Consider the following 12,724-nt stretch of genomic DNA (forward strand, 5'->3'; position numbering starts at 1 on the left):
GATTTGATAATGATAGTGATTATCGTTATCTATCTTATTTGGCTATGTTAGCATGTGCGCCCATGGAATGGGTAGAAATAGACTCAAGGCTTTGTCATGAATCAAAAATCCTGGCTGCTTAACCTCAGCCTGTTGAAAACGCATCCGGCGTATCGCGCCGTTTTTATCGCTCGCTTTATCTCCATTTTGTCCCTCGGCCTGCTCGGCGTCGCCGTGCCCGTCCAGATCCAGACTATGACGCACTCCAGTTGGCTGGTGGGGCTATCCGTCACCTTAACCGGCGGGGCGATGTTTATCGGGCTGATGGTCGGCGGCGTGCTGGCGGATCGCTACGAGCGTAAGAAGCTGATCCTGCTCGCGCGCGGCACCTGCGGGGTGGGCTTTATCGGGCTGTGTCTGAACGCGATGCTGCCGGAGCCGTCGCTGATGGCGATTTATGCCCTTGGCCTGTGGGACGGTTTTTTCGCCTCGCTCGGCGTGACGGCGCTGCTGGCGGCAACGCCCGCGCTGGTGGGCCGCGAGAACCTGATGCAGGCGGGGGCGATCACCATGCTCACCGTGCGCCTCGGCTCGGTGATTTCGCCGATGGTCGGCGGCCTGCTGCTGGCAACGGGCAACGTGGCCTGGAACTACGGCCTTGCCGCGGCGGGCACCTTTATCACCACCCTGACGCTGCTGCGTCTGCCGCTCCTGCCACCGCCACCGCAGCCGCGCGAGCACCCGCTGAAATCGCTGATGGCCGCTATTCGTTTTCTGTTCAGCAACCCGCTGATTGGCGGCGTTGCGCTGCTCGGCGGCCTGCTGACGATGGCGAGCGCCGTGCGCGTGCTTTACCCGGCGCTGGCGGGCGAGTGGCAGATGAGCGCCTCAGAGATTGGCGTGCTGTACGCCGCCATTCCGCTCGGTGCGGCCTGCGGGGCGCTGACCAGCGGTAACCTGGCCCAAAGCGCGCGTCCGGGCTTGATTATGCTGGTGGCGACGCTGGCCTCGTTTATCGCCATCGGCTTCTTCAGCCTGATGCCGGTCTGGGCGCTGGGGGTGATGTGTCTGGTGATTTTCGGCTGGCTGAGTGCGGTCAGCTCACTTTTACAGTACACCCTGATCCAGACCCAGACGCCGGAAGGGATGCTGGGGCGTATCAACGGCCTGTGGACCGCGCAGAACGTGACGGGCGATGCGATTGGCGCGGCGATCCTCGGCGGGCTGGGGGCGATAATGACCCCGGTGGCGTCGGCGAGCAGCAGCGGGTTTGTGTTAGCGATGGTTGGCGCGATCTTACTGGTGGCGCTGGTGGAATTGCGGCGGTTCAGGCAGGAGGTCGTGTTGAACGACGGTGCGGCCTGATGCCCTCACCCCGGCCCTCTCCCACGGGGAGAGGGAGGGAAAATGCCTACTTAAACAACGCATTCAATCTGTCTAACACCAGCATTGCGCTGTAATAATCCAGGCGGAACGTCTCCGTTCCCAGCGCCCAGACGCGCTTGTTTTTCACCGACGGTAAATGCGCCAGCAGCGGGTTGGCGTAAATCGCATTCACGTCTTTCTCGTCGCCGGCAAACACGAACAACCCTTCGCCGTTCAGCCCCGTCGCCAGGTTTTCTCCACCCAGCTGAATAATGTCGTGACGCTTGCCCTGGCTTTTTGAGGTGTGCAGCCCATCGGGTAACGCCGCCAGCGTAAAGCCCAACTGGTGTAACAGCTTGCCCTGCGCCGATTCTGTCGTCCACAGGTTCGCCGTGTGCGCGGCGGCGGTGTAGACGATGGCATTCACCGGCTGCGGCGGCAGTTTCATCTGCTGTTTCACTTGCGCGAGCTGTTTATCGAACGCGGCGATGCGTTCAGCGGCCTGTTTCTCGTGCCCGGTCATCGTGCCCAGCTGGGTCAGCAGTTCCTGCCAGCTTTTGTCGTCGTAATTGATGATAAGCGTCGGGGCGATGGCGGAGAGCTGATCGTAGAGCGCCAGCGCGGAATCCCCGCCGGTGGCGCTGATTAGAATCAGATCCGGCATCTGGGCGGCCACCGCTTCGGCGCTTGGCTCGCCGATGTACAGCCGTGCAACCTTACGCTGTTTTGCAATATCCCCCCACTGGCGCAGGAAACCCTGCGCGTCCGCCACGCGGTTGTTCGGCGTGGTTGCGCCGCTGGCAATGACCGGCGCGTCAATCGCCAGCAGGGAGCCGGTTAAGGTCACGCTGGTAGAGACAATGCGCGTCGGTTTGCTCTCAAGCGTATGCACGCCGCGGCTGTCGTTGACCTGGCGTGGCCAGTCTGCGGCGGTGGCTGAGGTTAGTCCTAAAACAAAAAGTCCTGTCAGAAGAAGGGCATTGCGGCAAACGGCAGCGATTTTCACAGAGCGGCATCCTGTTTTTATTGAAGATAATGCTTCTCATTTTCATGGTTGCCGGGAAGGGATGCAAGCGTTTGTCGCAGAAGTTAATGGCCCGACGGTTGACAGCGGCGCGCTGTGGGATTAGGTTAGCCGACGAAAATATAAATGATAATCATTATTGCTTCTTTTATCATTTTGAGGAGGATGATATGGACACGTCCCTGGCTGAGGAAGTTCAGCACACCGCGACCACGCTGCAATCAGACAGCTTTTTCTTTATGTCGCCTTACCGCAGTTTTACCACCTCAGGCTGTTTTGCCCGATTCTCTGAACCTGCCGTCGGCGGCGACGATCCGGCGGGGCAGTTCCAGCAGAAATTAGCCCAGGCTTTCCGGGATGCGAAAGCCAGCGGCATCGCTCATCCCGTCATGGTAGGGGCCATCCCGTTCGATACCCGCAAGCCGTCTTCGCTGTTTATTCCGCAACGCTGGGAGACGTTTTCCCGTCCCGCGCGTCAGCAGTCCGCACGCTATTTCTCCGGCGCGCAGGCGCTGAAGGTGGAACAGCGCACCGAGATCCCCGCTCAGCCCGTTTTTGAAGAGATGGTCGCGCGCGCCGCTTCGCTCACCGCCACGCCGCAGGTGAATAAGGTAGTGCTGTCGCGCCTGATTGATATCGCCACCGACAAAAAAATGGACAGCGGCGCGCTGATGGAGCGTCTGATCGCTCAGAACCCGGCGAGCTTCAACTTCCACGTGCCGCTGGAAGACGGCGGCGTGCTGCTCGGCGCCAGCCCGGAACTGCTGCTGCGCAAAGAGGGCAGGCACTTTAGCTCGCTGCCGCTGGCAGGCTCCGCGCGCCGCCAGCCGGACGACGTGCTGGATCGCGAGGCGGGCAATAAGCTGCTGGCCTCCGAAAAGGACCGCCACGAACACGACCTGGTGACCCAGGCGATGAAGGCCATTCTGGCGCCGCGCAGCCATCACCTGAGCATGCCGTCTTCCCCGCAGCTCATCACCACGCCGACGCTGTGGCATCTGGCGACACCGGTTGAAGGTGACGCGCGCGAGAACGAAAACGCCCTGACGCTGGCCTGCCTGCTGCATCCGACCCCGGCCCTGAGCGGCTTCCCGCATCAGGCGGCTAAAGAACTGATTGCCGAGCTGGAGCCGTTCGACCGCGAGCTGTTCGGCGGCATCGTCGGCTGGTGCGACAGCGAAGGCAACGGCGAGTGGGTGGTGACCATCCGCTGCGCGCGTCTTCACGAAAATACCGTTCGCCTGTTTGCCGGCGCGGGCATTGTGCCTGCTTCCTCCCCGGTGGGCGAGTGGCGCGAGACGGGCGTGAAGCTCTCCACCATGCTTAACGTGTTTGGCCTGCACTAAGGAACGTTTATGACTATTCCCTTTACCCGCTGGCCTGAGGATTTTGCCCGCCGCTACCGTGAAAAAGGCTACTGGCAGGATCTGCCGCTGACCCACATCCTGACGGACCATGCGCAAAGCGATGCGGTGGCGATTATCGACGGCGAACGGCACATCACCTACCGCGCGTTTCATCAGGCGGTGAATAACCTCGCGTCTGCCCTTCAGGCGCAGGGGCTGCACCGCGGCGAGACCGCGCTGGTGCAGCTCGGCAACGTGGCCGAGTTTTACATCACCTTTTTCGCGCTGCTGCAGATCGGCGTCGCGCCGGTTAACGCGCTCTTTAGCCATCAGCGCAGCGAGCTGAACGCCTACGCCGCCCAGATCAAACCCGCCGTGCTGATCGCCGATCGCCAACATGCCCTGTTCGCGGGGGATGATTTTCTCAATACCTTTGTGGATGAACACCGCTCGGTTCGCGCCGTGCTGCTGCGCGGCGATAAGGGTGAACATGCGCTGGAAGCGGCGATTGCGCGCCCGGCGGACAACTTCATCCCGAACCCGACGCCCGCAGACGAGGTGGCGTTCTTCCAGCTCTCCGGCGGCAGCACCGGCACGCCGAAGCTGATCCCGCGTACGCACAACGACTACGACTACAGCATCCGCCGCAGCAACGAAATCTGCGGTATCACTGCGCACACCCGCTATCTGAACGCGCTTCCCGCGGCGCATAACTACGCCATGAGCTCGCCGGGATCGTTAGGCGTGTTCACGGCGGGCGGCTGCGTGGTGCTGGCGAACGATCCGAGCGCCACGCTCTGTTTCCCGCTGATTGAGCAGCATCAGATCAACGTGACGTCGCTGGTCCCTCCGGCGGTGAGCCTCTGGCTGCAGGCGATTGCCGACGGCGCGGGGAACGCGCAGCTGAAATCCCTCAAGCTGCTCCAGGTGGGCGGCGCACGCCTCTCCGCCACGCTCGCGGCGCGTATTCCGGCGGAAATCGGCTGCCAGCTGCAGCAGGTATTCGGCATGGCGGAAGGGCTGGTGAACTACACCGCCCTCGACGACGCACCGGAACGCATCATCAACACCCAGGGCCGCCCAATGTGTCCGGACGACGAGGTGTGGGTGGCGGATGAGGACGGCAACCCGCTCCCGCGCGGGGAAGTCGGACGTTTGATGACGCGCGGCCCGTACACCTTCCGCGGCTATTTCAACAGCCCGGAGCACAACGCCAGCGCCTTTGATGCCAACGGTTTCTACTGCTCCGGCGATCTGATCGCCATCGATGAGCAGGGCTACATCACCGTGCAGGGGCGCGAGAAAGATCAGATCAACCGCGGTGGCGAAAAGATTGCCGCCGAAGAGATCGAAAACCTGCTGCTGCGCCACGAGGCGGTGATCCACGCCGCGCTGGTGAGCATGGAGGACACCCTGCTGGGCGAAAAAAGCTGTGCGTATCTGGTGGTGAAACAGCCCCTGCGCGCGGTTGAGGTGCGCCGCTTCCTGCGCGAGCAGGGCGTTGCCGAATTTAAGCTGCCGGACCGCGTGGAGAGCGTGGATGCGCTTCCGCTCACGCCGGTCGGCAAAGTTGATAAGAAACAGTTGCGCCTGTGGCTTGCTGAACGCGCCCGGGGCTGAGGAACAGAGAATGGCCATTCCAAAATTAACCGCTTACGCGCTGCCAACCGCCGCAGAGCTGCCGACCAACAAGGTCAACTGGGCGTTTGAGCCGGAGCGCGCCGCGCTGCTGATCCACGATATGCAGGAGTATTTCCTGAACTTCTGGGGCGAAAATAGCGACATGATGCAGCAGGTGGTGGCGAACATCGCTAAACTGCGCGCGTACTGCAAAGAACACAATATCCCGGTGTACTACACCGCGCAGCCGAAAGAGCAGAGCGATGAAGACCGCGCCCTGCTGAACGACATGTGGGGGCCGGGCCTGACCCGCTCGCCGGAGCAGCAGCGCATCGTGGCTGAACTGACGCCGAACGAAGCGGACACCGTGCTGGTGAAGTGGCGCTACAGCGCGTTTCACCGCTCGCCGCTGGAGCAGATGCTGAAAGAGACCGGCCGCAACCAGCTGCTGATTACCGGCGTTTATGCCCACATCGGCTGCATGACCACCGCTACCGACGCCTTTATGCGCGACATCAAGCCGTTCTTTATCGCCGACGCGCTGGCGGACTTCACCCGCGACGAGCACCTGATGTCGCTGAAATACGTGGCCGGACGTTCGGGCCGCGTGGTGATGACCGACGAGCTGCTGCCGTCCGTTCCGGCAACGAAAGCCGCGCTGCGCGCGCTGATCCTGCCGCTGCTGGACGAGTCCGACGAGCCGATGGATGACGAAAACCTGATCGACTACGGTCTGGACTCGGTGCGCATGATGGCGCTGGCCGCCCGCTGGCGGAAGGTGCACGGCGACATCGACTTCGTGATGCTGGCGAAAAATCCGACCCTCGACGCCTGGTGGGCGCTGCTCTCCCGCGAGGTGAAGTGATGGCGGGGTTCGATTTTACCGGTAAAACGGTTTGGGTAACGGGCGCGGGTAAAGGTATTGGCTATGCGACCGCGCTGGCCTTTGTGGAGGCGGGCGCGCGGGTGACCGGGTTCGATCTGGCCTTCCCGCAGGACGATTATCCGTTTGCCACCGAAACGCTGGACGTGGCGGACGCGGCGCAGGTGGTCGACGTCTGCGGGCGTTTACTCGGCACCCTTGAGCGCCTCGACGTGCTGGTTAACGCGGCGGGCATTCTGCGCATGGGCGCGACGGACGAGCTTTCGCAGGAGGACTGGCAGCAGACCTTTGCGGTTAACGTCGGCGGCGCGTTTAACCTGTTTCAGCAGACGATGGGCCAGTTCCGCCGTCAGCAGGGCGGGGCGATAGTGACCGTGGCCTCCGACGCGGCGCACACCCCGCGCATCGGCATGAGCGCCTACGGTGCGTCGAAGGCGGCGCTGAAAGGCCTGGCGCTGACCGTCGGGCTGGAGCTGGCGGGCAGCGGCGTGCGCTGTAACCTGGTGTCGCCCGGCTCAACGGATACCGACATGCAGCGCACCCTGTGGAAAAGCGACGATGCGGAGCAGCAGCGCATTCGCGGTTTTGGCGAGCAGTTTAAGCTCGGCATTCCGCTGGGCAAAATCGCCCGTCCGCAGGAGATTGCCGCGACCGTGCTGTTCCTTGCGTCCGATGCCGCCAGCCATATTACCTTGCAGGATATCGTGGTGGACGGCGGCTCCACGCTGGGGGCGTGATGATCTGGAAACGTCATTTATCCCTCGACGAACTGAACGCCACCAGCCAGAACACGATGGTGGCGCACCTGGGCATCGTCTATACCCGCCTCGGGGACGACACGCTGGAAGCGGAGATGCCGGTGGATGCCCGTACCCATCAGCCGTTTGGCCTGCTGCACGGCGGGGCGTCGGCGGCGCTGGCGGAAACGCTGGGCTCAATGGCCGGTTTTCTGATGACCCGCGACGGGCAGAGCGTGGTCGGCACAGAGCTGAACGCCACGCACCATCGCGCGGTCTCTCACGGTAAGGTGCGCGGAGTGTGTCAGCCGCTACATCTGGGGCGTTCGAGCCAGAGCTGGGAGATCGTGGTATTTGACGAGCAGGGGCGCCGGTGCTGCACCTGTCGGTTGAGCACGATGGTGCTGGGGTAGGCCATTCAGCTGAAAGTGATCGGCTTAACACTGTGGTGTAAATCTCTGGTTTGACCACGCATTATTGCGTTTCAAAGTTGTTAAATTTTATCCGTTGTTCTAGAAACAAAATGTAACATCTCACTGTTTCACAACAACGGACAACAACTATGAACAACTCAGGGAAATACCTTACGTGGGCGGTGCTCTCCGTTGTGGGAGCCTTTGCCCTGGGCTATATCGCCCTCAACCGGGGGGAGCAGATCAATGCGCTCTGGATCGTCGTCGCCTCCGTCTGCATTTATCTCATTGCGTACCGTTTTTATGGCCGCTATATCGCAAAGACGGTACTGGGCGTAGACGGCACACGCATGACGCCTGCCGTACGCCACAACGACGGGCTGGACTACGTGCCGACCGATAAAAAAGTGCTGTTCGGTCACCATTTCGCGGCGATTGCCGGTGCAGGCCCGCTGGTGGGGCCGGTGCTGGCGGCGCAGATGGGCTACCTGCCGGGGATGATCTGGATCCTCGCGGGCGTGGTGCTGGCGGGCGCGGTACAGGACTTTATGGTGCTGTTCGTCTCCACCCGTCGCGACGGTCGTTCGCTGGGTGAGCTGGTGAAAGAGGAGATGGGGGCAACCGCCGGGGTGATTGCGCTGGTGGCGACCTTTATGATCATGGTGATCATCCTCGCGGTGCTGGCGATGATCGTGGTGAAAGCGCTGACCCACAGCCCGTGGGGGACGTATACCGTTGCCTTCACCATTCCGCTGGCGCTGTTTATGGGGATTTACATTCGCTACCTGCGCCCCGGGCGCATTGGTGAAGTCTCTGTCATTGGCCTGGTGTTCCTGGTATTTGCGATTATCTCCGGCGGCTGGGTGGCGGAAAGCCCGACCTGGGCACCATTCTTCGACTTTACCGGCGTGCAACTGACCTGGATGCTGGTGGGCTACGGCTTTGTGGCGGCGGTGCTGCCGGTGTGGCTCCTGCTGGCCCCGCGCGATTATCTCTCAACCTTCCTGAAAATCGGCACCATCGTCGGGCTGGCCATCGGCATTCTGATTATGCGCCCGACCCTGACCATGCCTGCGCTGACCAAATTCATCGACGGTACCGGCCCGGTCTGGACTGGTAACCTGTTCCCGTTCCTGTTTATCACCATTGCCTGCGGTGCGGTGTCGGGCTTCCACGCGCTGATCGCCTCCGGGACCACGCCGAAGATGCTGGCGAATGAAAATCAGGCCTGCCTGATTGGCTACGGCGGCATGCTGATGGAGTCCTTCGTGGCGATTATGGCGCTGGTCTCCGCCTGCATTATTGATCCGGGCGTTTACTTCGCGATGAACAGCCCGATGGCGGTACTGGCCCCGGCCGGCACCGTTGACGTGGTAGCGTCCGCCGCGCAGGTGGTGAGCGGCTGGGGCTTTGCCATTACCCCGGAAACGCTGACGCATATCGCTAATGAGGTGGGCGAGCAGTCAATTATCTCCCGCGCGGGCGGGGCACCGACGCTGGCGGTGGGCATGGCCTACATCCTGCACGGCGCGCTGGGCGGGCTGATGGACGTGTCGTTCTGGTATCACTTCGCCATCCTGTTCGAGGCGCTGTTTATCCTGACGGCGGTGGATGCGGGTACGCGTGCGGCGCGCTTTATGCTGCAGGATCTGCTGGGGGTGATCTCCCCGAACCTCAAGCGGACCGATTCGCTCCCGGCTAACCTGCTGGCGACGGCGCTGTGCGTGCTGGCGTGGGGCTACTTCCTGCATCAGGGCGTGGTCGATCCGCTGGGCGGGATCAACACCTTGTGGCCGCTGTTCGGTATCGCCAACCAGATGCTGGCGGGCATGGCGCTGATGCTCTGCGCGGTGGTGCTGTTCAAGATGAAGCGCCAGCGTTACGCGTGGGTGGCGCTGGTGCCAACCGCCTGGCTGCTAATCTGTACCCTGACGGCGGGCTGGCAAAAAGCCTTCAGCCCGGACAATAAGGTGGGCTTCCTGGCGATCGCCAACAAGTTCCAGGCGATGATCGACAGCGGTAAGATCCCGGCGCAGTACACTGAGTCACAGCTGTCGCAGCTGGTGTTCAACAACCGTCTGGATGCCGGGCTGACCATCTTCTTTATGGTGGTGGTTGTGGTGCTGGCGTTGTATTCTCTGAAAACCGCGCTGGCGGCGCTGAAGGTCGACACGCCGACGGCGAAAGAGACGCCGTACGAGCCGATGCCTGAAAACCTGGACGAGATTGTGACCCAGGCGAAAGGGGCGCATTAACCTGTGTGCCGGGTGGCGCTAGCGCTTACCCGGCCTACATTTCCAGTGAGACCAGAATGATGTTCGACACCCTCTCCAAAGCAGGTAAGTACCTGGGCCAGGCCGCCAAAATGATGATTGGCGTGCCGGATTACGATAACTACGTCGAGCATATGCGCGTCAACCACCCGGACCAGACGCCAATGACCTACGAAGAGTTTTTCCGCGACCGCCAGGACGCCCGTTACGGCGGCAAGGGCGGGGCGAAGTGCTGTTAACCCTCTTTCGGTAAATAGAGGCTGATTTGCTCCTGCTTGCAGCCATAAATTGCCGCCAGCTTTTCGCGGGTGCGCTTTTGCGGACGGGAGTCCAGCGCTTCAAGCTGTGATACGGCGGACTGGCTGATGCCCAGTTTCTCCGCCACCTCCTGCTGGGATAGCCCGCGCAGGATACGCCACGCGGCCTGCAGGCTGACGTTCTCGTTATGCATGATGTCGCACACTTCACCCGGTAAACCTACGTTATCGTAGATATCTGATTCGTAAGGGATGTCTTCCCAGTCGTTTTCATCATCGTCATCATACTCAAGCATGGCTAAACGCATGCGAAAATATTCATCGTAGGGAATGACAACATACTGTTTTTTTCCTTCTTCATCCTTGATGAACTGAACAGTCATATTCCGTATGCTCCTCATGAAGGTAGGTGGTGGTTGTCCGGCGTTTTACCGCCACTACGTAGCAGATATCACCCGGCGGATCCCCGAAGGTGTAAATGACCCTGTAATCACCTAATCGCAACCTGTAGTGGTTTTCGGGAGAAGATAATTTCTTGATATCCGCGACAGGTGATGTTTTATCATCCATCTTCTCCAGCCTGAATTTAATGCGGTTCTGATATCGCGTATCGATTTTAGAAAATTGCTTCTCTGCTGTTTTTGACCACACGATCTTCATCCGTACCTCCACTGTACGCCCACACAAAATATAAGGAAATAATAAGACTATTAGATAAATTCCGAATTTCTTATGGGGTACTGTAGAGCGGAAAAAAAGCGCAGGTAAGAGGCAAAACGCAAACCGTCGAGGCGGCTCGACAAGGCCTCTGCCGGGCGACAGAGGCTTGCAGGAATATTGCGATCAGGCGTTCAAACCGCCGTCCACGTCCAGACCGGTGCCTGAGATCTGCCCGGCTGCCGGGCTGGCAAGGAAGGTGACCGCCGCCGCAACGTCTTCCGGCTGGCCGTAATGGCCCAGGGCAATAAGCTGACGCTGTGAGTCAGCCTGCTCACCGTCCTCCGGGTTCATATCGCTGTTGGTCGGGCCGGGGTGCACCAGGTTAACGGTAATGCCGCGCGGGCCAAGATCGCGGGCCAGACCGCGGGTGAGGGAGTTCAGTGCAGATTTGGTCATTGAGTAGACGGCAATCCCCGGTTGTGCCACGCGGTTCGCCAGACAACTGCCGATGTTGATAATGCGCCCGCCGTCAGACATATGCACCAGCGCTTCCTGAATGGCGATCACCACGCCGCGGATGTTGACGTTGATGAGGGCGTCGATGTCCGCCAGCGTCATGGACTCCAGCGGGCCGCCGCGCGCGATACCGGCGTTATTGACCAGGATGTCCAGTCCGCCGAGAGAGCGTGCCGCATGGGTGACGGCATCCTGAATCGCCTGCGCGCTGGCGCTGTCCGCCTGAATGGCCTCGCCGTGCCGCCCCAGCGCCTTAATTTCATCGGCGACCGCCTGGGCTTTATCGGCGGATTTTTCATAGGTGATAACCACATCGGCACCGGCGCGCGCCAGCGAAAGGGCAATCGCACGACCCAGCCCGCGGCTGGCGCCGGTAACCAGCGCCTTTTTACCTGTTAAATCGATCTGCATGATGACCTCGTTACGAGAGTGGTGAGAACCATCATTAGGTATAGCCCGTCGGCGCAATTAACGGCGGAAGGATTCTACTTTCTCAAACGCGGCGCGCAGAGCCTGAGGCGTTAACGTCACCGGCAGATAGTGAATCGACTCCACCGGGCGCAGCGTGTGGGCGATGACCTTATCCAGCTCGTCGCGGTTATTGTCGACGTCCAGCTCGCGAAGCGTGGTCGGCAGGTTAAAGCGCCGGTATGCCGCCACCAGCTGCGCCAGCACGTCGTCCTGGCCGAGCAGGGCGCTCTGCACCAGAATGCCGTAGGCCACCTTGGTGCCGTGCAGGTATTTTTCCGTCTGCGGCAGCACGGTCAAGCCGTTGTGCACCGCGTGCGCCGCCGCCACGCGGGTGTAGCGCTCCCCCAGACCGCCCACCATCCCGCCGCCGGCAATAATGGCGTCCACCACGTCCCGAAACGCCTGCGTCAGCTCGCCGCGCTGCTGGTCGGCAAGCGCTTGCTCACTGTGTTCCAGCAGCACGTCGCGGATCGCCAGCGCGCCGTTAAGGCCAAGGCGCACGGTCAGCGGCAGGATTTCCGGCTGTGGGGCGAGAACCACCGCTTCGTACCACTTCGCCAGCGTATCGCCGATGCCCGCCAGCAAATATTCCGCCGGGGCGTTCAGAATGATCCGCGGCTCCACCAGCACCAGAAAGTTAGCGTCGTCAAAAATCTCAAACTGTAGCGCCTGACCGGCATCGTTGTACCAGACGGAGAGCGGCGTCCACGCTGCGCAGGTGGCGGCGATGGTGGGAATGCCCACGAACGGAACGCCCAGACGACGCGCCACGGCCTTGACGGTATCCATCACCGCGCCGCCGCCCACGCCAATCACCACGCTGGCTTCGCTTCCCGCTTCGTTCACCAGACGGGTGACGTCGCGCTCGCTGCAGTGGCCTTTAAACAGCAGGTGCTTCGCCCCCGGCGCGTTAAAGCTCTCCGGCAGGAACGGGCGTGCGCCCTCTATTGCGCGCTCGCCGTAAATCCACACCGCGCGGGAAAGCTGTTCCGGGGTAAAGAAGTCATTCAGATGCGCAAGGCTTCCGGAATGGGAGAAGTAGTTCGCCGGGCCGGGCACGACGCGGATGTCGGTGTTGCTCATGGTGTTGTCCTTTTTTCGCAAGCGCTAACCCGATGTTATGTCTGGACATCCGGATGGCTAATAATATTTCGCTTTATCTTATGCCTTTTCCGTCGTT

Annotated in this window: 13 protein-coding genes; 8 read left to right on the plus strand and 5 right to left on the minus strand. The window is 61.2% G+C overall.

The window, feature by feature from the left end; all coding sequences use genetic code 11:
• The first annotated feature begins 96 nt into the window (after nt 1-96).
• A complete protein-coding gene (entS, locus tag DG357_RS06115; RefSeq protein ID WP_088205173.1) occupies nt 97-1,344 on the plus strand; it encodes an enterobactin transporter EntS in 1,248 nt (415 codons plus the stop codon).
• Nucleotides 1,345-1,390: 46 nt separating this feature from the next.
• Here entS and fepB read toward each other — a convergent pair whose 3' ends face one another.
• Entirely contained in the window at nt 1,391-2,350 is a 960-nt protein-coding gene (gene fepB, locus DG357_RS06120; RefSeq protein WP_048956900.1) for a Fe2+-enterobactin ABC transporter substrate-binding protein, read from the minus strand.
• 188 nt (nt 2,351-2,538) lie between these two features.
• Here fepB and entC point away from each other — a divergent pair, with 188 nt between their 5' ends.
• From entC to DG357_RS06155, 7 genes are all read left to right on the plus strand, one after another.
• Entirely contained in the window at nt 2,539-3,714 is a 1,176-nt protein-coding gene (gene entC, locus DG357_RS06125) for an isochorismate synthase EntC (RefSeq protein WP_088205172.1), read from the plus strand.
• A 9-nt stretch (nt 3,715-3,723) separates the two neighbouring features.
• Complete coding sequence (gene entE, locus DG357_RS06130) at nt 3,724-5,334, plus strand: (2,3-dihydroxybenzoyl)adenylate synthase EntE (protein ID WP_088205171.1); 1,611 nt, start codon at nt 3,724-3,726, stop codon at nt 5,332-5,334.
• A 10-nt stretch (nt 5,335-5,344) separates the two neighbouring features.
• Entirely contained in the window at nt 5,345-6,199 is an 855-nt protein-coding gene (locus tag DG357_RS06135; RefSeq protein ID WP_088205170.1) for an isochorismatase, read from the plus strand.
• A complete protein-coding gene (entA, locus tag DG357_RS06140; RefSeq protein WP_088205169.1) occupies nt 6,199-6,954 on the plus strand; it encodes a 2,3-dihydro-2,3-dihydroxybenzoate dehydrogenase EntA in 756 nt (251 codons plus the stop codon). The genes DG357_RS06135 and entA overlap by 1 nt, the downstream gene beginning before the upstream one ends.
• Nucleotides 6,954-7,367, plus strand: coding sequence for a proofreading thioesterase EntH (gene entH / locus DG357_RS06145; RefSeq protein ID WP_088205168.1), 414 nt, complete (start codon nt 6,954-6,956; stop codon nt 7,365-7,367). The genes entA and entH overlap by 1 nt, the downstream gene beginning before the upstream one ends.
• 149 nt (nt 7,368-7,516) lie before the next feature.
• Nucleotides 7,517-9,622, plus strand: a complete 2,106-nt coding sequence (gene cstA / locus DG357_RS06150) for a pyruvate/proton symporter CstA (RefSeq protein ID WP_017694336.1) — start codon at nt 7,517-7,519, stop codon at nt 9,620-9,622.
• A gap of 59 nt (nt 9,623-9,681) precedes the next feature.
• Entirely contained in the window at nt 9,682-9,879 is a 198-nt protein-coding gene (locus DG357_RS06155; protein WP_006809671.1) for a YbdD/YjiX family protein, read from the plus strand.
• Here DG357_RS06155 and DG357_RS06160 read toward each other — a convergent pair.
• The 4 genes from DG357_RS06160 to DG357_RS06175 form a co-directional block, all read right to left on the minus strand.
• Nucleotides 9,876-10,280 (minus strand): helix-turn-helix domain-containing protein, encoded by a 405-nt coding sequence (locus DG357_RS06160; RefSeq protein ID WP_088205167.1) that lies wholly within the window; start codon nt 10,278-10,280, stop codon nt 9,876-9,878. The two genes, DG357_RS06155 and DG357_RS06160, sit on opposite strands and share 4 nt — an antisense overlap.
• On the minus strand, nt 10,255-10,557 hold the full coding sequence (locus tag DG357_RS06165) for a type II toxin-antitoxin system RelE family toxin (RefSeq protein ID WP_032624689.1): 303 nt from the start codon (nt 10,555-10,557) through the stop codon (nt 10,255-10,257). The genes DG357_RS06160 and DG357_RS06165 overlap by 26 nt, the downstream gene beginning before the upstream one ends.
• A gap of 183 nt (nt 10,558-10,740) precedes the next feature.
• Complete coding sequence (locus tag DG357_RS06170) at nt 10,741-11,484, minus strand: SDR family NAD(P)-dependent oxidoreductase (RefSeq protein WP_028012303.1); 744 nt, start codon at nt 11,482-11,484, stop codon at nt 10,741-10,743.
• Between the two features lie 57 nt (nt 11,485-11,541).
• Nucleotides 11,542-12,627, minus strand: coding sequence for an oxidoreductase (locus tag DG357_RS06175; RefSeq protein WP_088205166.1), 1,086 nt, complete (start codon nt 12,625-12,627; stop codon nt 11,542-11,544).
• Nucleotides 12,628-12,724: the final 97 nt, after the last annotated feature.

Origin of the sequence: Enterobacter bugandensis (assembly GCF_900324475.1) — a bacterium.
Taxonomy (GTDB): Bacteria; Pseudomonadota; Gammaproteobacteria; order Enterobacterales; family Enterobacteriaceae; genus Enterobacter; species Enterobacter bugandensis.

What these genes read in the sequence shown, in the direction of transcription:
- entS (WP_088205173.1), top strand. Translation starts at nt 97, where the DNA reads ATGAATCAAAAATCCTGGCTGCTTAACCTCAGCCTGTTGAAAACGCAT.
- entC (WP_088205172.1), top strand. Translation starts at nt 2,539, where the DNA reads ATGGACACGTCCCTGGCTGAGGAAGTTCAGCACACCGCGACCACGCTG.
- entE (WP_088205171.1), top strand. Translation starts at nt 3,724, where the DNA reads ATGACTATTCCCTTTACCCGCTGGCCTGAGGATTTTGCCCGCCGCTAC.
- DG357_RS06135 (WP_088205170.1), top strand. Translation starts at nt 5,345, where the DNA reads ATGGCCATTCCAAAATTAACCGCTTACGCGCTGCCAACCGCCGCAGAG.
- entA (WP_088205169.1), top strand. Translation starts at nt 6,199, where the DNA reads ATGGCGGGGTTCGATTTTACCGGTAAAACGGTTTGGGTAACGGGCGCG.
- entH (WP_088205168.1), top strand. Translation starts at nt 6,954, where the DNA reads ATGATCTGGAAACGTCATTTATCCCTCGACGAACTGAACGCCACCAGC.
- cstA (WP_017694336.1), top strand. Translation starts at nt 7,517, where the DNA reads ATGAACAACTCAGGGAAATACCTTACGTGGGCGGTGCTCTCCGTTGTG.
- DG357_RS06155 (WP_006809671.1), top strand. Translation starts at nt 9,682, where the DNA reads ATGTTCGACACCCTCTCCAAAGCAGGTAAGTACCTGGGCCAGGCCGCC.
- DG357_RS06160 (WP_088205167.1), bottom strand. Translation starts at nt 10,280, where the DNA reads ATGACTGTTCAGTTCATCAAGGATGAAGAAGGAAAAAAACAGTATGTT.
- DG357_RS06165 (WP_032624689.1), bottom strand. Translation starts at nt 10,557, where the DNA reads ATGAAGATCGTGTGGTCAAAAACAGCAGAGAAGCAATTTTCTAAAATC.
- DG357_RS06170 (WP_028012303.1), bottom strand. Translation starts at nt 11,484, where the DNA reads ATGCAGATCGATTTAACAGGTAAAAAGGCGCTGGTTACCGGCGCCAGC.
- DG357_RS06175 (WP_088205166.1), bottom strand. Translation starts at nt 12,627, where the DNA reads ATGAGCAACACCGACATCCGCGTCGTGCCCGGCCCGGCGAACTACTTC.